This window comes from Mesorhizobium sp. M1004, from assembly GCF_040318795.1.
Taxonomy (GTDB): Bacteria; Pseudomonadota; Alphaproteobacteria; order Rhizobiales; family Rhizobiaceae; genus Mesorhizobium.
Genome location: NZ_JAMYNB010000022.1, coordinates 33,757 through 55,180, shown reverse-complemented (window position 1 = coordinate 55,180; position 21,424 = coordinate 33,757). Strand labels below are relative to the sequence as shown.

22 protein-coding genes are annotated in these 21,424 nt (G+C 63.4%); 5 read left to right on the top strand and 17 right to left on the bottom strand.

The window, feature by feature from the left end; all coding sequences use genetic code 11:
• Positions 1–159: 159 nt before the first annotated feature.
• From NKH54_RS29855 to NKH54_RS29845, 3 genes are read right to left on the bottom strand one after another with little or no spacing between them, the layout of a single operon-like run.
• A complete protein-coding gene (locus NKH54_RS29855; protein WP_023692861.1) occupies positions 160–576 on the bottom strand; it encodes a type II toxin-antitoxin system VapC family toxin in 417 nt (138 codons plus the stop codon).
• The gene (locus tag NKH54_RS29850; protein ID WP_353029534.1) at positions 576–818 is read right to left on the bottom strand and encodes a type II toxin-antitoxin system VapB family antitoxin; all 243 of its coding nucleotides are present in this window, start codon (positions 816–818) and stop codon (positions 576–578) included. The genes NKH54_RS29855 and NKH54_RS29850 overlap by 1 nt, the downstream gene beginning before the upstream one ends.
• A 47-nt stretch (positions 819–865) precedes the next feature.
• Positions 866–3,643, bottom strand: a complete 2,778-nt coding sequence (locus tag NKH54_RS29845; RefSeq protein ID WP_353029533.1) for a DUF2339 domain-containing protein — start codon at positions 3,641–3,643, stop codon at positions 866–868.
• Positions 3,644–3,890: 247 nt separating this feature from the next.
• On the opposite strand from NKH54_RS29845, the gene NKH54_RS29840 reads away from it, so the two are divergent.
• Positions 3,891–4,355 carry an NUDIX hydrolase gene (locus tag NKH54_RS29840; RefSeq protein ID WP_023670246.1) on the top strand — a complete coding sequence of 155 codons (465 nt, stop codon included), beginning with the start codon at positions 3,891–3,893 and terminating at the stop codon, positions 4,353–4,355.
• A gap of 101 nt (positions 4,356–4,456) precedes the next feature.
• On the opposite strand, the gene recO is transcribed toward NKH54_RS29840, so the two are convergent.
• The 11 genes from recO to rpoZ form a co-directional block, all read right to left on the bottom strand.
• Entirely contained in the window at positions 4,457–5,248 is a 792-nt protein-coding gene (recO, locus tag NKH54_RS29835) for a DNA repair protein RecO (RefSeq protein WP_352915567.1), read from the bottom strand.
• Between the two features lie 102 nt (positions 5,249–5,350).
• Complete coding sequence (locus tag NKH54_RS29830; RefSeq protein ID WP_353029532.1) at positions 5,351–6,244, bottom strand: aminoglycoside phosphotransferase family protein; 894 nt, start codon at positions 6,242–6,244, stop codon at positions 5,351–5,353.
• Between the two features lie 44 nt (positions 6,245–6,288).
• Positions 6,289–7,215: a GTPase Era gene (gene era / locus NKH54_RS29825; RefSeq protein WP_023670243.1), complete on the bottom strand. Its 927-nt coding sequence runs from the start codon at positions 7,213–7,215 to the stop codon at positions 6,289–6,291.
• Entirely contained in the window at positions 7,212–7,928 is a 717-nt protein-coding gene (rnc, locus tag NKH54_RS29820; protein ID WP_353029531.1) for a ribonuclease III, read from the bottom strand. The genes era and rnc overlap by 4 nt, the downstream gene beginning before the upstream one ends.
• A complete protein-coding gene (lepB, locus tag NKH54_RS29815) occupies positions 7,928–8,677 on the bottom strand; it encodes a signal peptidase I (protein WP_023670241.1) in 750 nt (249 codons plus the stop codon). The genes rnc and lepB overlap by 1 nt, the downstream gene beginning before the upstream one ends.
• Positions 8,678–8,767: 90 nt before the next feature.
• Positions 8,768–9,181, bottom strand: a complete 414-nt coding sequence (acpS, locus tag NKH54_RS29810) for a holo-ACP synthase (protein ID WP_023670240.1) — start codon at positions 9,179–9,181, stop codon at positions 8,768–8,770.
• Positions 9,178–9,762 carry a DUF2062 domain-containing protein gene (locus NKH54_RS29805; protein ID WP_023670239.1) on the bottom strand — a complete coding sequence of 195 codons (585 nt, stop codon included), beginning with the start codon at positions 9,760–9,762 and terminating at the stop codon, positions 9,178–9,180. Before NKH54_RS29805 ends, acpS begins: the two co-directional genes overlap by 4 nt.
• A 264-nt stretch (positions 9,763–10,026) precedes the next feature.
• Complete coding sequence (locus NKH54_RS29800) at positions 10,027–10,407, bottom strand: VOC family protein (protein WP_352915561.1); 381 nt, start codon at positions 10,405–10,407, stop codon at positions 10,027–10,029.
• An 11-nt stretch (positions 10,408–10,418) separates the two neighbouring features.
• Positions 10,419–10,997 (bottom strand): orotate phosphoribosyltransferase, encoded by a 579-nt coding sequence (gene pyrE, locus NKH54_RS29795; protein WP_352497144.1) that lies wholly within the window; start codon positions 10,995–10,997, stop codon positions 10,419–10,421.
• Between the two features lie 101 nt (positions 10,998–11,098).
• Entirely contained in the window at positions 11,099–13,330 is a 2,232-nt protein-coding gene (locus NKH54_RS29790; protein WP_023670236.1) for a RelA/SpoT family protein, read from the bottom strand.
• Positions 13,331–13,457: 127 nt separating this feature from the next.
• Positions 13,458–13,859 carry a DNA-directed RNA polymerase subunit omega gene (gene rpoZ / locus NKH54_RS29785; protein WP_353029530.1) on the bottom strand — a complete coding sequence of 134 codons (402 nt, stop codon included), beginning with the start codon at positions 13,857–13,859 and terminating at the stop codon, positions 13,458–13,460.
• A 331-nt stretch (positions 13,860–14,190) separates the two neighbouring features.
• Here rpoZ and NKH54_RS29780 point away from each other — a divergent pair, with 331 nt between their 5' ends.
• Together NKH54_RS29780 and NKH54_RS29775 are read left to right on the top strand one after the other, a co-directional pair.
• Entirely contained in the window at positions 14,191–14,772 is a 582-nt protein-coding gene (locus tag NKH54_RS29780) for a LabA-like NYN domain-containing protein (protein ID WP_023670234.1), read from the top strand.
• Positions 14,769–15,434 (top strand): uracil-DNA glycosylase, encoded by a 666-nt coding sequence (locus NKH54_RS29775; protein ID WP_353029529.1) that lies wholly within the window; start codon positions 14,769–14,771, stop codon positions 15,432–15,434. The genes NKH54_RS29780 and NKH54_RS29775 overlap by 4 nt, the downstream gene beginning before the upstream one ends.
• A 266-nt stretch (positions 15,435–15,700) precedes the next feature.
• Here NKH54_RS29775 and NKH54_RS29770 read toward each other — a convergent pair whose 3' ends face one another.
• From NKH54_RS29770 to dapA, 3 genes are all read right to left on the bottom strand, one after another.
• Positions 15,701–16,408, bottom strand: coding sequence for a glycoside hydrolase family 25 protein (locus tag NKH54_RS29770; protein WP_023687281.1), 708 nt, complete (start codon positions 16,406–16,408; stop codon positions 15,701–15,703).
• 82 nt (positions 16,409–16,490) lie between these two features.
• Positions 16,491–16,970, bottom strand: a complete 480-nt coding sequence (gene smpB / locus NKH54_RS29765) for an SsrA-binding protein SmpB (protein ID WP_023687280.1) — start codon at positions 16,968–16,970, stop codon at positions 16,491–16,493.
• 25 nt (positions 16,971–16,995) lie between these two features.
• Positions 16,996–17,877 carry a 4-hydroxy-tetrahydrodipicolinate synthase gene (dapA, locus tag NKH54_RS29760; RefSeq protein WP_353029543.1) on the bottom strand — a complete coding sequence of 294 codons (882 nt, stop codon included), beginning with the start codon at positions 17,875–17,877 and terminating at the stop codon, positions 16,996–16,998.
• A 277-nt stretch (positions 17,878–18,154) separates the two neighbouring features.
• On the opposite strand from dapA, the gene NKH54_RS29755 reads away from it, so the two are divergent.
• Positions 18,155–20,188: a lytic transglycosylase domain-containing protein gene (locus NKH54_RS29755; protein WP_353029528.1), complete on the top strand. Its 2,034-nt coding sequence runs from the start codon at positions 18,155–18,157 to the stop codon at positions 20,186–20,188.
• Positions 20,189–20,499: 311 nt separating this feature from the next.
• Positions 20,500–21,402, top strand: coding sequence for an alpha/beta fold hydrolase (locus NKH54_RS29750; RefSeq protein ID WP_353029527.1), 903 nt, complete (start codon positions 20,500–20,502; stop codon positions 21,400–21,402).
• The last annotated feature ends 22 nt before the right edge of the window (positions 21,403–21,424 follow it).

The following is a 21,424-nucleotide window of genomic DNA, read 5'->3' as shown; positions in this document are numbered from 1 at the left end:
CGCTGGTTCTGAGGTCGCCCTTGTTTAACCCGATTGAACGCGCCTTCCCGGCGCGGCGCAAGCGGCCAGCGCGAAGCGGTCTGCCGCCCCGGTCACCCAAGCAGTGAGATAACGAGTTGATCGGCTAAATTATTCCCCGCAATCAACAAAAGGGCCGAATTATCCTAAATCGGTCAGTGCGAAATCATGGCCTTTGTACAGCAGTGGAAGATCGCGGCTTTTCGCGCAGGCGTAAGCAAAACAGTCCCCGAGATTCAGATCCGCCTTGTGGCCAACGGCTTTGCCGTAACGGGCGCTCGCGTCAATGGCCCGAGAGCCGATGTTGTCGTCAATGGCCAGACTCTCTCCCATGATCTCCACAATGAACTCATCGATCAGATCGCGGGCATGGAGAAGGGCTTCAGCGCTGGGTCTGCGCGGGCCGGCGCCGGCCCTTGCCAATGCCTGTGTTGCTTCGAAGTGAACCAACGGAGAAACCCAGACCTGCCCGGAAAAACCGGATAGCTGCTTCAGCAATTCCTCCCACCCAGGTTCCTGGTTGAGAATGGCGACGATCACCGACGCGTCGACAAACATCAGTCTTCCCACATCTCGTCGGTGAACTTCTTCATATCGAAATCGGGATTGGGCAGGCCAAGCTTCCTGGCCCTCTCCTGAAGACTGGCGATCCGATCGCGCAGCGGCACCTTCGCCCGATTGCGCTCAAGTTCGTGCACGAGCGCGACCCGCACCGCCTCCGTTTTGCTCGGAGCGTTCGTCTCGCGTTGCAATCTGCTGGCCAGCGCATCCACTTCGTCGTCGCGGATATAGAGCGGCATCGAATATCCTCCGTTGGATATTCATATATTCCATCTCGTATATCACTTCAAGTTGCAGCGTTGGCCTCCCTCGCCGCCCGCGTCAGCAGCCGCTGGTAGAACAGGCCGATGCCGATCAGCACGGCGCCAAGACCGATGAAGGACAGCGCCCTGAGCACGCCTTCCAGTTCCGACATGTCGAACAGGAAGACTTTTACCACGGCAATCGCGATCAGCGCCGCCGAGGCAATGCGCAGCACCTGCGACTTCAGCCAGACGCCGGCGGTCAGCAGCACGACGCCGATGATCAGCCAGAGCGCCGAATAGGTGTAGGTCTCAAGCTGCCCGAGGCCGCTCCACAGGCCGATGAACTCGCCCTTGAACACGCGCCTGACCGACAGTGTGGCGTAGGCGAAGACAAGCAATGCCGCCACCACCGCCAGCATCTGCGCATACCATGGCGGCCGCTTGTCCCTGGCATAGAGCGCCAGCCCGCCGGCGGCTATGGCCGGCAACAGGTAAGCCAGGAACAAGAGGTTGAACACCGGGATCTGGCCGGTCGATTCGTCGGTGAACAGCGGATTGAGCACCAGGAAATGCTGGAGGACGATGAAGGCGACCGAGAGCACGCCGGCAGCCATCGAGCCGTAGCGCAGCACAGAGCTTGGCGAGCGCATGTCGATCGCCAACAGTATTACGCCGGCGCCGATGGCGATCAGCGTATAGATCGCCTGTTCGGCGAGCGTCACCGGGCCGGTGTCGATGACGCCACCATGCATGGCGTGGCGCACCAGCATGGCAACGGTGAGCAGCGCGAAAAGGGCTGCACCCGCTTCCATGGCCAGGCGCGGCCGGCCATTTGTGGTGCGGGCGAGTTGCCAGGCGGCAAAGCCGAAGGCCAGCGCCGGTACGCCGTATCCCGGCAGCAGCCAGTTGAACACCGGCGTCGTCGTCAGGAACTCGGCGCCGACGATGGTCGGATCGAAGGCGACGCGGCCCAGCACGGCAACGACCGCGCCGACCGAAATCCAGCCAAGCACCGGATAGCTGCGCCACCGCGTCGCCAGCGCCGGCACGATGGCGGCAACGCCGGCAAGAATGGTCGTCCAGCCGGATCCGAAGGCCATGTGCAGCATCAGCAGGCCGGCCAGAGCCGAGCCGCAAAGCGCGAAGGAGACGGCGATGTCGCCCTTGAGCGGCGGCTGTTCGGCGCGCGCGATCCATTCGCCACCGGCAGCGAAGACAACAACCAGAAGGGCAGCTATCGCTGCGTAGACAAGGTCGCGGTCGAGATTGCCGTAGGCAAGCCACAGCGTCAGCAGAATAAGCAGCGGCGCAGCGACGCCCCATGCCGCCCAGCATGCCGCGCGGACCCGTGCTGAGGCGGCGAAGCGGCGTGCGGCCCAGAAGCCGGCGCCGATGAAGACCAGGCCGAGGCCAATGCCGATGCGCAGCGTCAACGGATTTCCGGCCGCCACCGGCATGCCGTCAAAGCCGATATTCCCCTGGGTTATGTCGGAGCCGATGGTGGTGGGCGGAATGATGCCGAGATGGATCATCACGCTCACCACGCCGGCGGCATGCAGCAGCGGCAGCGCGCGCGGCCGGTAGAGTGCGGTGGCGACAAGGGCGACGAGGACGAAGGCGCCCGGCAAGGCGCCACCGGCGGCGACCAGCGTCGTGTCGACGGACAGGCCTAGCGCTGAAAACGCAACGAAAACGCCAGGCACGATCGAGGGCCAGTCGAAGCCCGCCTTTGCAGGTTCCGCTTCGCCGCCACGACTGCCCAGCCAAACAAAGGCAAGCACCGCCAGCGTCACCGCGTCGATGAACAGGACGACGGCAAGGTCGGCGAACCGGATGACGGCAAGGTCGGCGACGAGCGTACTCATCATGTAGGCGATGGTCCAGGCGCCGGTGCCGAAGAAGGCGGCCGCAATCAGGAATTTCCAGTCGCGAATGCGGGCGATCACGGCTGTGGCGGCAAGCACGATCGCCAGGTAGACGAACAGCGCCCATGGGTTGGGCGCCTGCGAGGACACAAGCGCCGGCGTCGCCATCGAGCCGACAAGGCCGATGCCGGCCAGGGCCTGACCGTGGACGAGAGCGGCGACAATGGTCGCTACGCCGATGGCGCCGAGCACGGTGAAAGCGAAGGCCGGGCCGACGAAACCGTAAATGGCGTGCGCGGCATAGACCGTACCGAACAGAATGAAGGCGCCGGCAGCCGTCAGGATCGCGGGAATATAGGCGCCTGCAGCCCCTTGCACCGGCACCTTGAAGCCGGTGCGGCGGATGAACTCGCCGCCGCCGATCAGCACCAGGCCGAGCAGCGCCGCCAGGGACAGCCGCACTTCGGGGCCGAAAATGCCGGCCTCGATGGTGTAGCGGATCAGGAACAGGCCGCCCAAAGCCAATGCGACGCCGCCGACCCAGACCGCCCAACGGGTGCCGAGCGCCGTTTCGACCTCGGACTGGCGGGCTGCCTTCGCCGTGGCGGCAGGCGCGGATCCGGTGAATGCCGCCTTGGCCGCGGCCGACAGTTCTGGCACGGCCTCGCTGGTGGCCGCATCGGCTTCGGCGGCCGGTGCCTGGGCATGTGCCGCGTCTGCTGTTGTTGGCGAAGCTATGTCGGCAACTGGTGCGCTAGCGTGAGCGGCATCCGCCGGTGCGCTTGCAGCCTGCTCGGCCGGTTTGGCAACGGGCGGTGTCGCATGCACTCCGGACAGAACCAGGCTGCGCAGCGCTCCGAGCTCGCGCTCGATCAGACTGACGCGGCCCTGCTGGCGCAAGACGAGGACAAAAAGCACGATAACGACGACGGCGCCAATCAGGCTTTCAAACATGGCGGTTCCCCCAAACCAGGCCAGTTTTCACTGACAATTGCGGCGGCCACACGGCCACCCCAGACGGCTATTCAAGTCACGCCACCGCAATGGTGGCCGAAAAGAAGTTATCGAGCATGTTTCGTCGGCAAATTCCAGCGGCCTACGGTCTTTATCCTCACCCATCATCTGAGATAGCCAGGAATGGCATGCCGCCGCCACTTGCCCAGGAGCCATGCTATCCTCGGATGAACTACGAGGAAATCGAATGCCGAAACGAAGTGCAGGGCTGCTGATCCACCGGACAAGGGCCGGCATTCTCGAATTTCTGCTCGTCCATCCCGGCGGCCCGTTCTGGGCAAGGAAGGATGAAGGCGCTTGGTCGATCCCCAAGGGCCTCGTCGAGGACAATGAAGATGAGTTGGCCGCCGCCCGGCGCGAGGCTGGGGAAGAACTCGGAGTCAGCATCGATGGCGATTTCGAACCTGTCGGCAGCTATCGGCAAGCCGGCGGCAAGATCGTCATCGCCTGGAGTGTCGAAGCCGATTTCGATCCCGATGCCGTTAAAAGCAACATGTTCACGATGGAATGGCCGCCCAGGTCAGGCGTGACGAGGGAATTTCCCGAAATCGACAGGGCCGGCTGGTTTTCCTTCGCCGAGGCCAGCCTCAAGATCCTCGGCGGTCAGCGCGCCATCCTCGATGATTTCATGGAGCATCGCAAAGCCGGCTGAGGCTCTTGCCCTACGAGTACCCCCACCCTAACCCTCCCCACAAGGGGGAGGGAATGCTGCCGCATGCAGCTTTTAGTGTGAACCTGGACGGTTTGCGGAGGTCAGCACCCACCGAGTCTCCCTCCCCCTTCTGGCGCAGCGTCTGCCGTAAGGGCGGCCTTGCCGCCCGAATGATGCTTGCGCAAGGCGGCGAGGAAGCCGGCACGGGCATCGGGCTGTTCGATGCCGCGCGGCTCGTAGACATGGCGGGTGAAAAAGAAACCGGTCAGATGGAAGGCGTCCTCGAGTGCCGCGTGGTCCGCCCGCAAGCCGGAGCCGCGCCGCAGGAAGGCCGGCAGCGCCAGCATCTTGTCGCGCCATGGCGCGCCGGCCTGGCGCGAAACCGCGCGGCCGGATTTCGGCGAGACATAGGCCAGATCCTGCCTGGCGCCGGTCGCCGCGCACTGGCTGAGATCGAGGCCGAAGCCGAGTTCGTCGAGGATGAGCAGTTCGAAGCGCGCCACCAGTTCGCCGGCGGCATCCGAATCGTCCAGATGGGCGATCATCACGGCAAGCGTCTCATACAGGCCGCCATGGGCGTCGCGCTCCGGCAGGAGCCTGAGATGCGCGACCATGGTCTGCAGGCCGTAGACGGCGACTGCGCTGTCCATCAACCGGGCGGCATTCATCTCGATCGCCTCGGCCTGGAAGGTGCCGAGATGCTCGTCGAGGCGTGCCCGCCACAAAAGGTCGACGCGGTTGCCGGGCTGCAGCACCGGCTGCTGCTTGCGCGAGCGCCCGCCGCGCACCAGGCCGAGATGGCGGCCATGCGCACGCGTCATTACCTCGAGAATGGCGCTGGTTTCGCCATGCTTGCGGGTGCCGAGTATGATTCCCTCGTCGCGCCATTCCATGGCAGGAGCTTGTCACCGGTTGCGTGGCTAAATCAAGATTTTGGCGCGCCGCGTGCGATCTGTGCTGACATTGGATCCCCACACATCGTCGAAAGGCTCTGATCACGCGAATTCCCGGTGATCGGCCAGGACGTCGTCGATGACGCGGCGCGATCGCTCGGCTTCGGCTTGGTTGGCGTCGTGTCCGGCAACCGTGATCAGCGCCTTCCACAGCGTCCAGCCGCGGCCGCGCGCCCAGGTCGCTTCATCGACGTCGATGGCGGCGCGGAACGCCTCCCGGCTCTCGCCCTGGAAGAACGTCCAGGCGATCGCCAGGTCGCAAGAGGGATCGCCGATGCCTGAGGTGCCGAAGTCGATGATGGCGCTCAAACGGCCGTTTTGGACCAGAAGGTTGCCCCAGGCGACGTCGCCGTGAAACCAGACGGGCGACCCTTGCCAGGTGGCGGCAAGGGCCGCATCCCAGACAGCGGTGGCCGCCTGGGTGTCGATCTGCCCCTCCAGCGCCTGGAGTGCTTTCCTTGTCTGGTTGTCATACACGCTCGGCGATCCGCCGCGGAAGAAATTGTGCTGGCCCGCGGGCGGCCCGCCCGCCGGATCGATCCGCCGGAGCGCAATGAGGAACTTGGCCAGATCGACCGCGAACTGTGGGCGATCGGCGATTTCGGCGGTCTTGGCTGTTTCGCCGTCGATCCAGCGGTAGACGGACCAATGCCAGGGGTAGCCCTCCCCGGGCTCGCCCATCGTCAGTGGAACCGGGATCGGCAGCGGCAGAAGCGGCGCCAGCCTGGGCAGCCAGCGGTGCTCTTTTTCGACCTGCAAGGCATATGGTGCGGCACTCGGCAGCCGCAGAGTCATATCATTGCCGAGGTGGAAGGTTCGGTTGTCCCAACCGCCAAACGTCACCGGGCTCACCGGCAGATGCCGCCATTGCGGAAACTGCGCGTTGACCAGCCGGCGCACGAGATCGGTATCGATGGTCGGTTTTGGATCAGGCATGTCATCGTCTCAAACTGCCGGGCGGCACTTCTAGACGATGAAGCTCAATGGGGAAACTCAAGCCCCATCTCACGGTAGCGCTCGGGGTCGTCGCCCCAGTTTTCACGCACTTTGACGAACAAGAACAGGTGCACTTTCTGCTCGAGAATGCCGGCTATCTCCATGCGCGCCGACTGGCCGATGGCGCGGATGGTCTCGCCCTTGTGGCCGAGCACGATCTTCTTCTGGCTGTCGCGCTCGACATAGATGGTCTGGTCGATGCGCACCGAGCCGTCCGGTTTCTCTTCCCATTTCTCGGTCTCGATATGCGAGGAATAGGGCAACTCCTGATGCAGCCGCAGATACAGCTTCTCGCGGGTGATCTCGGCGGCCAGTTGGCGCATCGGCAGGTCCGAGATCTGGTCTTCCGGATAGTACCAGGGGCCGACCGGCAGCGCTTGCGCGAGATAGTCGAGCAAATCCTTGCAGCCGGAGCCGGTCAGCGCCGAGACCATGAAGGTGCGCTTGAACGGCACCTTTTCGTTTGCTGCCGCAGCCAGGGCCAGCAGCGCCTCGTGCTTGACCCGGTCGACCTTGTTGAGGATCAGCACCATCGGCTGGCGGACGTCCTTCAGCCGCTCGAGGATGGCGTCGGCGTCACCCCTGATGCCGCGCTCGGCATCGATCAGCAGCAGCACGATATCGGCGTCCTTGGCGCCACCCCAGGCTGTGGTCACCATCGCGGTGTCGAGCCGGCGCTTCGGCTTGAAGATGCCGGGCGTATCGACAAAGACGATCTGCGCGTTGTCATGCGTGGCGATGCCGCGCACGATGGCGCGGGTGGTCTGTACCTTGTGGGTGACGATCGACACCTTGGCGCCGACCAGTTGGTTGACCAGCGTCGACTTGCCGGCATTGGGCGCCCCAATCAGGGCAACGAAGCCGGAATGCGTGGCCTCCGCTGCCGGAGGGAGATCTTCGCTGCCGGTCATGCCGCACTCCCTTGGTTGGCCCAGATGCCTTCGCGCGTAAGAAACGCCGATGCCGCCGCTTCTTCGGCTGCGCGGCGAGAGCCGCCCGTGCCGCTTGCCGGCGCAAAACCGCCGACCTTCACGGACACCGTGAAAACCGGTTGATGTTCAGGTCCTTCTCGTTTCTCGATCGCGTATTCGGGCCTGACATCGCTGGTCTTGGCGATCCATTCCTGCAGGTCGGATTTCGGATTGGGCGGCTTGGCCACCACCTTTTGCGAGCGCGGCTCCCAGTAACGCAGGACGAATTGCCTTGCCGCATCGAGGCCGCCATCGATATAGACCGCCGCGATCAGCGCTTCGACTGCATCCGCCAGATAGTTTCCGCCCGAGCCACGCGAGCGCGCCTTCAAGGCAGCGTCGGCCCGAACCAGATCTTCGAGCTGCATTTCAATGCCGATCTCGGAGCATGTCCGCGCATCGACCAGGGCATTGAAGCGCGGGGCGATTTCACCTTCCGGCGCCTCAGGAAACTTTTCAAAAAGCAGGTCGGCAACGATCAGGCCGAGCACGCGGTCGCCAAGGAATTCGAGGCGCTGGTTGTTGCTGCTTGCCTTGACCGCGCTGGAATGGGTCAGCGCGGTCTCGAGCAAACGGACGTCCCGGAAGGAATGGCCGGTTTTGGCTGTCACCAAATCGGCCAGAGTTTCACCCGCCGGGCGCTTCAAAGCCATCAATTCACGAAATGGAACAGGCGCGACAGGCGCACCAGCGACGGCCATTTCCAGATCTCGAGCGGGCTCGCCTTCCCGGCGATCGAGAAGAAGACGATGTTGGCGCGGCCGACAAGGTTCTCCGCCGGCACGTAGCCGACGCTGAGGCGGCTGTCGGAGGAGTTGTCGCGGTTGTCGCCCATCATGAAATAGTTGCCGGGGGGCACGACGAACTCGCGGGTGTTGTCGGTGATCGAATTCGGTGTCAGGTCGAGCGTGTCGTAGCTGACGCCGTTGGGCAGGGTCTCGCGATAGACGTCGACCGGCTCAGGCACTTCCGTGATATCAGGATTTTGGATCTGGCCGGTTTTCACACGAGGCACGCCCTGGCCGTTGATGAACAATTGGCCGTCCTTCATCTGGATCTTGTCGCCGGGCAGGCCGACGACGCGCTTGATGTAGTCGAGCGACGGATCCGGCGGGAACTTGAAGACCACCACGTCGCCGCGCTTCGGATCGGAACCCCAGATGCGGCCGGAAAAGATGTCGGGGCCGAATGGCAGCGAATAGCGCGAGAAGCCGTAGGACCATTTGGTGACGAACAGATAGTCGCCTTCGAGCAAGGTCGGCCGCATAGAGCCGGACGGAATCGAGAAGGGCTGGAACAGCAAGGTGCGGATGACCATGGCCAGCAGCAAAGCCTGGATGATGACGCTGACGATTTCGCCAAGCCCGCCGGATTTCTTCTCGGATTTTTCAGCCACGCTCATGTCGTCCTCGATTGTGCGTTGGATGGTATAGAGTCTCGGCGCGCGCTGGGCAACGTCAAGTCGGCGTTAGATAGCGGTCGTCTGATGCAATCAATGTGGCGCTTGTTCGGCGGGCAACGCCTCGATGATCACAAAGGCTTGAGCAAGCGGGAAATCATCGGTGATTGTGAGGTGGATCGCCGCTCTGTGCCCCTGTGGCAGGATTTTGGCCAGCCGTGCCGCCGCTCCCCCGGTCAGCGCCATCGTCGGCGCGCCGCTGGGCAGGTTGGCGACCCCCATGTCGCGCCAGAACACGCCCTGCGCCAGGCCGGTGCCAAGCGCCTTGGCGCAGGCCTCCTTGGCGGCGAAGCGCTTGGCATAGGAGGCGGCGCGGCCCTTGCGGCCTTCCGAGCGGACCTGTTCGACCTCGGTGTAGATGCGCTGGATGAAGCGCTGACCATGCCGTTCCAGCGACTTTTCGATGCGTCTGATGTCGATCAGGTCGCTGCCGATGCCGATGATCATTCCGCCGGAACTTCCCGTCCGCGGTGCCCGGCCTTATGCGCCCGCTCTGCCATGCGCTTCCTGCGCTGCTCGCGAAAGGCTGTCATCCCCCAGCGGGTAATGCCGTAGAAGATCAGCCCGAAGATCAGGCCGAGCGGCACAGCGCCGATCAGCATCGGCTCGAGCACCGGGTGCCACAGCTTTGCAAACGACAGCGTGTGCATCATCTCACCAAGATGCGCAGGCGGTCCGTTCTTGGGCAGGCGTTCATGCAGGATCAGCTTGCCGACTTCCCAGGACGCTCCCCACAGCAGCGGGAAAGTCAGCGGATTGCCGAAGAATACCGCGCCGAGGGCGGCGGCCACCAGATTGCCGGCGACCACCCAGCAGAGCACGGCGGCGACGGCGAAATGGAAGCCGAGCGGAAAGAAGGAGGCGAAAACGCCGGCCGCGACGCCGGCCGCCACTGCATGCGGTGTCGCCTTCAGCCGCAGGATGCGCTTGGAGAAATATTGCAACGAGCGCGAAAACGAGCGGCGCGGCCACAGATAGGTACGCACCCGCTCCAGAATGCCATCAGGCTTTCGGCGTCGAAAAAGCACTCTGTTCCAGTTCCCGGTTCATCACGCCCAAATTGCAACCATCCCTGGCCGGGCGCGGTCGCTCCATCTTGCGCTTCGAGGGCGCAGAAAGGCAACAACGACTTTGATATAGCGACTGCCTTGCGGCGGAACAATGAAACGCCGCCGCGATGGTCTGCCGCAGGCGGGTAACAAGAGCGCCATTGGGGCGAAACTGAGGACAATATCGATGAAAGCTCCCCGACGACGGCAAGGCCCGCGCGAGACGACGCCGAGGCGGATAGATTATTCCCGATATTCGCTGACTTCGACCAAATTGCTGTCCGGATCGCGGAAATAGACCGACATCATCTTACCGCGGGCGCCGATGCGCTCGACCGGACCGACTTCGATGGCAACGCCATTGGCTTCCAGACGGGCGCAAATCTCGGCAAGCGGCCTTGCGGCGACCAGGCAGAAATCGCCGGAGCCAGGCATCGGCACCTTGGCCTTGGGCTCAAAGGTGCGGCCCACCTGATGCAGATTGATCTTCTGCGATCCGAACAGCAACGCCGTCGGCCGGTTCGGCTCGTCGAGGCGCTTGAGGCCAAGCACCCGCTGGTAGAAGGCGCAGCTGTCCTCCACAGAGCGGACCGTCAGCACGAAATGATCGATGCCGGCGATCATGGTGATGTCCCCTAGATGTTGCGGCTTCCTGGCTTAACGGCGGGAATGGCGGCAAGTTCCGGCGGCAGGCGGTCGGCGGGATAAGCCGGGACCTCGTATTCGGCAAGCGCGATCAGCGGCACGCCGACATTGGTCTTGCCGGCCGAGCGGTCGATGATGCAGGCCGCCGCCACCACCTCGGCGCCAATCGCGCGCAGGCAGTCGATGGTTTCGCGGATCGAGAGACCAGTGGTGACGATGTCCTCCACGATGACGACGCGCGATCCCGGCGCGATCTCGAAGCGGCGCAGCCTGAACTCGCCGCCTTCGCGCTCCACCCAGATTGCTGGCACACCGAGATGGCGCGACGTCTCATAGGCCGGGATCAGGCCGCCGATCGCCGGGCCGACGACGTAGTCGACCTTGCCCGGCACCGCCTTGCGGATCTTTTCGGCCAGCGCCTTGCAAAGCCGCTCGGTCTTGTCGGCATGCATGAAGACGCGCGCCTTCTGCAGGAAGACCGGGCTGCGCAGACCCGACGTCAGGATGAAATGTCCCTCCAGAACAGCGCCCGCCTCGCGGAAAATGCCCAGAACTTCGTCGGTATTCATAACTCGCCCCATGCCCATGGTGAATGGTGAATGGTGAATGGTGAATGGTAGTGAGAGCGCCTTCTTTCACTATTCACTATTCACTATTCACTATTCACTATTCACCCATTCACACGCCGCGCATCGCTGACGCTCGAATTATCCTTGAGCTGCGACAGCAGCCGGTTGAGGTGCTTCAGATCCCAGACTTCGAGATCGATCAGCATTTCGGTGAAGTCGGGCGCGGTGCGCACCATCGACAGCGTATGAATGTTGGCGTCGTTGGAGGCAACGACCTGGGCGATGTCGGCGAGCGAGCCCGGCGCGTTGATGGCGGTAACCGAGACGCGCGCCGGAAAGCGCTCCTTGGTCTGCTCGTCAATGTCCCAGCGCACGTCGATCCAGCGCTCCGGCTGGTCGTCGAAGGCCTGCAGCGCCGGCGACTGGATGGGATAGATGGTGATGCCGGTGCCCGGCTGGACGATGCCGACGATGCGGTCGCCAGGCACAGCCCCTTCCGGCGCGAAACGCACCGGCAGGTCGCCGCGCACGCCGCGGATCGGCACCGCGCCATCGCGCGGCTGGTCCTTGTCCTTGCGCGCGGCTCGGGTGCCGGGCATCTGGAACAGCATGCCGGCGGCGTTGCGGATCTTCGACCAGCCCTCCTCGCGCTGCTTAGGGGCGCTGACGGTGACGCGCTCGTCCTTGTAGTCTGGGAAGACCGCCTTCATGACGTCGGTCGAGGCAAGTTCGCCGCGCCCGACCGAGGCCAGCACATCTTCGATGTCCTTGCGCGCCAGTCGGTGCAGCACCGGCTTCAGGCTTTCCTTGGTGAAGGTCTTGCCGGCGCGCTCGAAGGCGCGCTCGAGAATGCGGGCACCAAGACCTGAATATTGCTTGCGAATGGCGTTCTTGGTGGCGCGGCGGATGGCTGAACGCGCCTTGCCGGTGACCACCACCGACTCCCAGGCCGCTGGCGGCACTTGCGCCTTGGAGCGGATGATCTCAACCTCGTCGCCGTTCTTCAGTTCCGTCATCAGCGGCATGATGCGGCCGTTGACCTTGGCACCGACGCAGGTATCGCCGACATCGGTGTGCACGGCATAGGCGAAGTCGATGGGCGTGGCGCCGCGCGGCAGCGCGATCAGCATGCCTTTCGGCGTGAAGCAGAATACCTGGTCCTGGAACAGCTCCAGCTTGGTATTTTCGAGGAAGTCTTCCGGGTTGTCGCCTTCTGCCAGTTGCTCGATGGTGCGCCGCAGCCAGGCATAGGCGTTGGTCTCCTTCGAGATCGCATGGGCGGCACCGTTCGTCTTGCCGCCGGTGTCCTTGTAGATCGAATGGGCGGCGACGCCATATTCGGCGATCTTGTTCATCTCGCGGGTGCGGATCTGCAGTTCGACGCGCTGGCGCGATGGGCCGACAATGGTGGTGTGGATCGAACGGTAGTCGTTCTGCTTGGGCGTCGAGATGTAATCCTTGAAGCGGCCAGGTACCATCGACCATGTGGTGTGAATGGCGCCGAGCGCGCGGTAACAGTCTTCGACGCTGTCGACGACGACGCGGAAGCCGAAGATGTCCGAGAGCTGCTCGAAGGACAGCGCCTTGGCCTCCATTTTGCGGAACACCGACCAAGGCTTCTTCTGCCGGCTCTTCACGCCGGCGTTGATGGCATGCTTTTCGAACAGCGCCGACAGCGCCTTTTCGATGTCGGTCAGCACGCCCTTGTTGCGCTCGAATATCTCGGCAAGCCGCGCGGTGACGGCGCGATAGGCTTCCGGATTGATGAAGCGGAAGGCGATCTCTTCCAGTTCCTCGCGCATGCCTTGCATGCCCATGCGCCCGGCGAGCGGCGCATAGATGTCCATCGTCTCCTCGGCGATGCGCAGGCGCTTGGCCTCGGGCATGTGGTCGAGGGTGCGCATGTTGTGCAGACGGTCGGCGAGCTTGACCAGCAGAACGCGGACATCCTCCGAGATGGCCAGCAACAGCTTGCGCAGGTTTTCCGCCTGCTCGGCCTTCTTGGAGACGAGATCGAGCTTCTTCAGCTTGGTCAGGCCTTCGACCAGCTTGCCCATTTCGGGGCCGAACAGATCGTCGATCTCGGCCCGCGTCGCGGTGGTGTCCTCGATCGTGTCATGCAGCAAGGCGACGGCGATCGTCGCCTCGTCCATGTGCATTTCGGTGAGGATGGCGGCGACTTCGAGCGGATGCGAGAAATAGGGATCGCCGGAAGCGCGCTTCTGGTGGCCATGCTTCTGCATGGCGTAGACATAGGCCTTGTTGAGCAACGCCTCGTTGACGTCAGGCTTGTAGCGCGCAACGCGCTCGACAAGCTCATACTGACGCATCATGGGCGGGTTCTCACGGTGCTGAAATGATTGATGCGCCGCACTGATGTACGGCGCATCTCATAGATAGCCACGAAACTCACGGGACGGAAGTGCCGGAACCATATTCCCGGCAGGTCCAGGGCAGCGATTAGTAGTCGTCGCTCTTTTCCGGGGGAACCAGGCCCTCGATGCCGGCCAAAAGGTCTTCCTCGGTCATGCGATCGAAGGTGACGTTTTCTTCGGCGTCGTCGGCATCGGTAACTGCAACTGCGTTGCCGGTCTGGTCGGCGATCGCCTCGCCGTCGGCCTCGGGCTCGTCAACCTCGACATGCTTCTGCAGCGAGTGGATCAGATCTTCCTTGAGGTCGTCGGGCGACAGCGTCTCGTCGGCGATCTCGCGCAGCGCCACGACCGGGTTCTTGTCGTTGTCGCGCGGCACGGTGATCGGCGCGCCCTGGCTGATCTGGCGGGCGCGATGGCCGGCAAGCAGCACGAGCTCGAAGCGGTTGTCGACCTTGTCGATGCAGTCTTCAACGGTTACGCGGGCCATTGATTGCCCCTTTCATGCCTGGATTTGATGGAAAACAGGCGCGGTCCATAACCCGAACGCCGCCAAAATACAAGCATTATGGCTCTGTGGCCCCATGGGCTGGCGAATGCCAGCTTCTGGCGCCGCTGAATGCCTTGCCGGCAAAGCCCGCCTACCGGCGACGACACGGCTCCGATCACAATTGCTTGCAGTGCGCCCCGGCACCCTTGGATTGCCGTAAAACTGGCGCTATCTCGGTTGACGAAAGGTCAGCCGGTTTATTTACGAGCCGAGCGATATAAACGACCCATTTCGATTAGTCCGCCACCTATTTCGAAAAAGGAATATTGCCATGTTCGACCCCCGTGAAAAAATCGCTCTTTTCATAGACGGCGCCAATCTCTACGCCACCTCGCGCGCACTCGGCTTCGACATAGACTACCGCAAACTGCTGTCCAGCTTCCAGAAGCGCGGCTATTTGCTGCGGGCCTATTACTACACCGCTCTGGTCGAGGATCAGGAATACTCTTCGATCCGTCCCCTGATCGACTGGCTCGACTATAATGGCTTCAAGGTGGTGACCAAGCCGGCCAAGGAGTTCACCGACTCGACCGGCCGCCGCAAGATCAAGGGCAATATGGACATTGAACTGACCGTCGATGCGCTCGAACTTGCCGATGTTGTCGACCACTATGTCATCTTCTCCGGCGACGGCGACTTCCGCACACTGGTCGAAGCGCTGCAGCGGCGCGGCCGCAAGGTCTCGATCGTCTCCACCATGGCCTCGCAACCACCGATGATCTCGGACGATCTGCGCCGCCAGGCCGACCATTTCATCGATTTGACCTCGCTGAAGAACGAGGTCGGCCGCGATCCCTCCGAACGGCCGGTGCGCAGGCCCGAGCCGGCCGAAGTCGAAGAGGAAGACTATTGACGGCGGCGGCCTTGGACGCCGCTCCCGAACCCGACCGCGACTGCCCCCTCTGCCCACGCCTGCATGATTTCATCGCAGACTGGCGACGGCGCGAGCCGTCGTGGTTCAACGCGCCGGTGCCGACCTTCCTGCCGCCTGATGGCGAGGACGCCGTCGAGCTGCTGATCGTCGGGCTGGCGCCCGGCCTGCGCGGCGCCAACCGCACCGGGCGACCGTTCACCGGCGACTATGCCGGCGACCTGCTCTACTCAACGATGATCGCTCACGGTTTTGCCCGCGGCGAGTTCAAGGCGCGGCCGGATGACGGGCTCGAACTGATCGGCACCGCGATCACCAATGCGGTGCGCTGCGTGCCGCCGGAGAACAAGCCGGTCGGCGCCGAGATCGCCACTTGCCGCAGCTTTCTGGTGCCGACGATTGCACGCTTTCCCAGATTGCGCGCCGTGCTGGCGCTGGGCTCGATCGCCCACCAGTCGACCGTCAGGGCGCTGGGCCAGCGCGGCGCTGCCTATCCGTTCAAGCACGGCGGTCGGTTGCCGGCCGGCGGCGTCACGCTGTTTTCCAGCTACCACTGCTCGCGCTACAACACCAACACCGGTGTCTTGACGGAGACGATGTTCGTCAAGGTTTTCAGCGACATCGCCGAGTTCCTGCGCAATTAAGCCTTCAGAACCCCGCCAGCACGATCTTGCCCTTGGCTTGCCCGGGCGCGGATGACGAAGCTTGCCGAAAGGCAGGCACGACGAGACAGGCGCTCTCCAAAGCCTTGAGCGGCGACGGGAACCCGGAATTGCGACAATCATGAAAGTCCGGAAGCGCTCGGTCTGAAACCGACCTTCGTTAGCGCGCAGACTGGCCGGAACGCTGGGTAGGGCCGATCAGCGCCGCGATGTTTGGTTCCAATCTCGCGCCGGTCGAGCACGCCAGGTCAAGGCGCGGCAAACAACTCAGCCAGCTTCTCCTGCCCGCCCTTCAGCACATTCAGATCGACATCGCCGACGATGCCGTCGACGCGGCCCATATTGTGGTACTGCCAGTAGATCCAGTCGTTGCGACCTGGCTCCAGGAGCAACGAGCGACGCCAGAGCGGGCGAACGTCGATTTTCCCGGCATAGGCGTCCTCGGCCTCGTCGGTCAGGTAGATGATCGCCGGCTTGCCGAACGCAGCTTCAACCGGTCCGAGGAAGGCCTGGAGTTCCGCGCTCAGCTGCTCCGGCGACGGGCGTTGCGGGCAGTTGCCGCCGAATTCGATGTCGACGACCGGCGGCAGCAGCGGCTGGTCGTGCGGCACCACCGCGATGAAATTTTTCGCCTGGTCGGCGCCCGGCCGGCAGAAGGTGAAGAAGTGATAGGCGCCGACGGCGAGGCCGGCCGCGCGCGCCTCGCGCAGATTCTTGGCGAAGGCATCGTCGACATGGTCGCCGCCCTCGGTCGCCTTGATGACCGCGAAGGCGACATCGTCGGCGGCAACGCGCCGCCAGTCGATCTCACCCTGATGATGGGAAACGTCGATGCCCCTGACCGGATAGCTGTCACGATCCGGCGAGAACGTCCGGAAATAGAAGATGCCGCCTGCGGCGACGATGCCGGCGAAGACCAGACTGGCCGCACCCCAGAGGATGATCCGGTTCTTCAAGCCTTCCCCCGTCGTGTTTTGCTGTTGCAGCTGTTCGAAACTTGAAAGCCGATGTCTGGCTTTTCTGGGGCTGCCTGAGATTCTAGCCGCGTTCCTTCATGAGCCGGCCCTTTTCGCGCGACCAGTCGCGCTGCTTTTCGCTCTCGCGCTTGTCGTGCAGTTTCTTGCCGCGGCCGACGGCGAGCAGCAGCTTGGCACGGCCCTGGTCGTTGAAGTAGATTTTCAGCGGCACCAGCGTCATGCCTTCGCGGTCGATGCTCTGCGCCAGTTTTGCCATCTCGCGCTTGTTGAGCAGCAGCTTGCGGCGCCGCCTGGGCTCGTGGTTGAAGCGGTTGGCCTGCAGATATTCCGGCAGATAGGAGTTGATCAGCCAGATCTCGCCGCCCTCGACCGAGGCGTAGCTGTCCTGGATGTTGGCCTGACCCTGGCGCAACGACTTGACCTCGGTGCCGGTCAGCACAAGGCCGGCCTCGACCGTGTCGAGCACCTCATAGGAAAACCGCGCCTTGCGGTTTTCCGCAACGGTCTTGTTGTTGGGATCGGCTTTTCTGACCTGGTTCATGATGCGGAGAGGTGGCGCCTCATCCTTAATTTATCAAGCCGGCGTGTTTCATCGCCGCATCGATCTTCTCGGCGGTCGACGCCTCGATGGTCACCAGCGGCGAGCGCACCACGTTCTCGACCTTGCCAATTTTCGACAGCGCGTATTTGACGCCGCACAGGCCGGGCTCGAGGAAGATCGCCTTGTGCAGCGGCAGCAGGCGGTCCTGCAATTCCAGCGCCTTGGCGCTGTCACCGGACAATGTGGCTTCCTGGAATTCGGCGCACAGCCGCGGCGCGACATTCGACGTCACCGAGATGCAGCCGACGCCGCCATGGGCGTTGAAGCCGAGCGCCGAGGCATCCTCCCCTGAAAGCTGGATGAAATCCCTGCCGCAGGTGGCGCGCTGTTCGGACACGCGCTCGACCTTGCCGGTGGCATCCTTGACGCCGACGATGTTCTTGAAGTCGTGCGCCAGCCTGCCCATCGTCTCCGGCATCATGTCGATCACCGAGCGCGGCGGGATGTTGTAGATGATGATCGGCAGCTTGGTCGCCCTGGCGACGGCGGCGAAATGCTCGTACAAGCCGCGCTGTGTTGGCTTGTTGTAATAAGGCGTGACCACCAGAGCGGCGTCGGCGCCCGCCTGCTCGGCATACTGCACCAGACCGACCGCTTCAGCGGTGTTGTTTGAGCCGGCGCCGGCGACGACCGGAGCGCGGCCTTTGGCCACCTCGATGCAGACCTTGACGACATGGCGATGCTCGTCATGCGACAGCGTCGGCGACTCGCCGGTGGTGCCGACCGGGACGAGGCCCGTCGTGCCCTCGCCAAGTTGCCATTCGACGAAGGCGCGAAAGGCTTTCTCGTCGAAACGCCCGCTCTTTTCGAACGGTGTCACGAGCGCAGTAAGCGAGCCTCTCAGCATGTCGTCCAACTCCTTGGAACTTGTTTGTTTATGCATGTCGTCGTCCCAAAACCGGTTCCCGCTTTTGGGCGACTGCATCGGGCGCCTTCTAGCCGAAAGCGAAGCCGCGCACCATAGTCTCGACACTGTTGCGCGGCAAGCATGCCGATGGTGCCAGCAAGCGCAATTCGAACGGCCTCGATAACCCTTTGTTTACGGGCTCTTCACGACCTAAGTCTAGGCTCTCGGGCACCTGGGCTTGCCATCTAAAGTGCCGCAACAGGGAAAGATCAGGATCATGCCGGCCGGTCGGCCACTCCGCTTCATATTGCTTGGCGCCGTTGCCCTGCTGATAGTGGGGACGGCGGCAAACGAGAGCGTCGACGAGCAGACGACCTCATCGATCCCGATGCCCGACATGCAAGACAGAGCGCAGACCGATGCGCCCTCCCCCAGTATCGTCGTGCTGAAAAGCGGTCTCGAGGCATTGGCGACCGGCGATATCGCCGCGGCGCGAGCCGTGCGCGAAACATTGCCGGCCAATTCGCTGGACCGCCATATCCTGGCCTGGGCAATCGCGCTCTATGGCGGCGACCATGTGCCGAGCAGCGAGATTGCCGATACCGCAAAGATGCTGCCGAACTGGCCGGGCACCATGGCCTTGCGCAAGAACAGCGAGCGCGCGCTCTACCGCGAAAGCCCGTCGCCGCAGACCGTGGTGAAAGCCTTTGACGGCAGCCAGCCGCTGACCTTTCAAGGCGTGGTCATCCTTGCCCGTTCTTATGTAGCTCTTGGCAACACCAAGGCTGCGCTTTCTGTGCTGTCGCCATTCTGGCGCACCGAGAAGCTGGAAGCCAGGGACGAGGCGGCCGTCAGCAAGGAGTTTGGCGCCATCATTCCGGCTGCCGACCATCGTTTCCGCATGGAACGGATGTTTTATGCCGACCGGGAGAATTCGGCACTGCGGGTCGCAGCCCTTGCCGGCGCGCAACCGCTGGCCGATGCCTGGGCCGCCGCCTCGCGTGGCGACAAGAACGCGGCCAAGCTGTTGAAAGCGGTGCCTGCCGCGCAGCAATCGGCCGGCTATTTCTTCGCGCAAGCCGAACATCTGCGCAAGCAGCGGAAGTTTGCGGACGCCGCCGCGGTGATGATGAAAGCGCCAACGAACCGCGACGCGCTGGTCGATCCCGATGCCTGGTGGGTCGAGCGCCGCGTGCTGTCGCGCGCACTGGTCGACCAGGGCGACTGGAAGACCGCCTACAAGATCGTTGCCGCGCATGCCGCCGAAAGCCCCGCCAGCGCCGCCGAGGCCGAATTCCACGCCGGCTGGTATGCGTTGCGCGGCCTCAACGATCCTGCGACGGCCTCGACCCATTTTGCCCGCATCGCCGATCTCGCGCAGGGACCGATGTCGCTGTCACGCGCCTATTACTGGCTTGGCCGCGCGGCGGAAGTCGGCGGTCCCGGCAATGCGAAGGGTTATTTCACCAAGGCGGCAGCCTATGGCACCACTTTCTACGGGCAGTTGGCGGCGGAACGGGTTGGCTTGCGCACGCTGAACATCGTCTATCCCGAGCCAAGCACTGCCGACCGCCAAAGCTTTGACGGCCGCGAAGCCGTCAGCGCCATCAAGCGGCTGCAGGAGGCGGGCTACGACCGCTATGCCGAGACGCTTTACCGCGACCTCGCCGGGCAGTTGACCAGCCCCGGCGAGCTGGCGCTGCTTGCGGTGCTGGCGGAAAAGCAGGGCAATCATTTCATGGCGCTGAAGATCGGCAAGATCGCCGGCGCGCGCGGCATCGATGTCGGCGCGCTGTCGCATCCGCTGGGCGTCATTCCCGACACCGCCGACATATCCGGCTCGGGCAAGGCGCTGGCCTATGCGATCGCCCGCCAGGAAAGCGAATTCAATGTCGGCGCCGTCTCCAGCGCCGGCGCGCGCGGCCTGCTGCAGCTGATGCCGGGCACCGCCAAGCAATTGGCGAAGAAGGCAGGACTGAGCTTTTCCCAGGATCGGCTGACCAGCGATGCCGGTTACAATGCGACGCTGGGGGCTGCCTTCCTTGGCGAGCAGCTCGACCGCTTCGGCGGCTCCTATGTGCTGACCTTCGCCGGCTACAATGCCGGCCCTAACCGCGCCAGCCAATGGGTAGCCAAGTACGGCGACCCGCGCGGCAAGGGCATCGACGCCGTCGTCGACTGGATCGAGCGAATTCCCTACACCGAAACAAGAAGTTACGTGCAGCGCGTGATGGAGAATTACGAGGTCTACAAGATGCGCATTTCGGGAAAGTACGATATCGTTGGGGATTTGGTGAACGGAAGAGGCTGAGGCCGCAGAGCTGTCGCCACGGGCAGACGTTGGCGATCCTTGGCGCCCCCCTCTGGCCTGCCGGCCATCTCCCCCACGAGGGGGGAGATCAGCTGTCATTGCCGATTTCGCCAATCTCCAACGTCGAAGGAAGGGCGTAGCACCTGAACCGCCAATCTCCCCCCTCGTGGGGGAGATGTCCGGCAGGACAGAGGGGGGCGCTGTCCCTCCGACATTTCCAAGAGTGTCAGCTTGCCGACAACCCTCGATTTGACCGCTCCCACCCTCGCCTGTAGCAGACGGAGACAATCCGGCAAGGGAGTCCTTTTAATATGTCGAGAACCGACGGCTTCTCCGACTTTTTCTACACCGCGCCGGACGGGCTCAAGCTTCACGCCCGCGTCTATGGCGAGACCAATTCGGCAGACTGGCAGGTCGTTTGCCTGGCCGGCCTGACCCGCAACGCGCGCGATTTCCATGAGCTGGCGCTTTATCTGTCGCAGCGGACCGACAATCCGCGCAAGGTCATCGCCTTCGACTATCGCGGCCGCGGCCAGTCCGCTTACGACCCTGATATCGGCCACTACACTATCGGCATCGAGGCCGGCGATGTCCTCGCCGGACTGGCCGCTCTGAACGTCGAGGAAGCGGCCTTCGTCGGCACCTCGCGCGGCGGGCTGATCATCCACGTGCTCGGCGCGCTGCGGCCAGCCGCGCTGAAAGCCGTTGTGCTGAACGACATCGGACCGGTGATCGAGGCCGCGGGGCTCGCCCATATCCAAACCTATCTCGACCCGGCACCGAAACCGAAGAGCCGCGATGAGGCGATCGATGCGCAACGCGTCGCGCACGGCGCGGATTTTCCCGCTCTGACCGCGGCGGATTGGGAGCGGATGGTGTCGGCCCTCTACCGCGAGACGGACGAAGGCCTCCTGTTGCCGGATTTCGACCCCCAACTGGTCGAGACGGTGGCGGGCCTCGACCTCAGCAAGCCGTTGCCGGATCTGTGGCCACAGTTCGAGGCGCTGGCGGCGATACCTTTGCTTGCCATTCGCGGCGCCAACTCGAAACTCTTGTCGGCCGACACACTCGACGAGATGCTAAAGCGTCATCCCGGCATGGAAGCGACCACCGTCGAGGGCCAAGGCCATGCCCCCTTCCTGGAGACAGGCAACCTGCCGGGCGCTATCACGGCCTTCCTGGATGGAGTACTAAATACGGCCCAGGAAAAGTAAACCCCAAGATCAAATATGATCC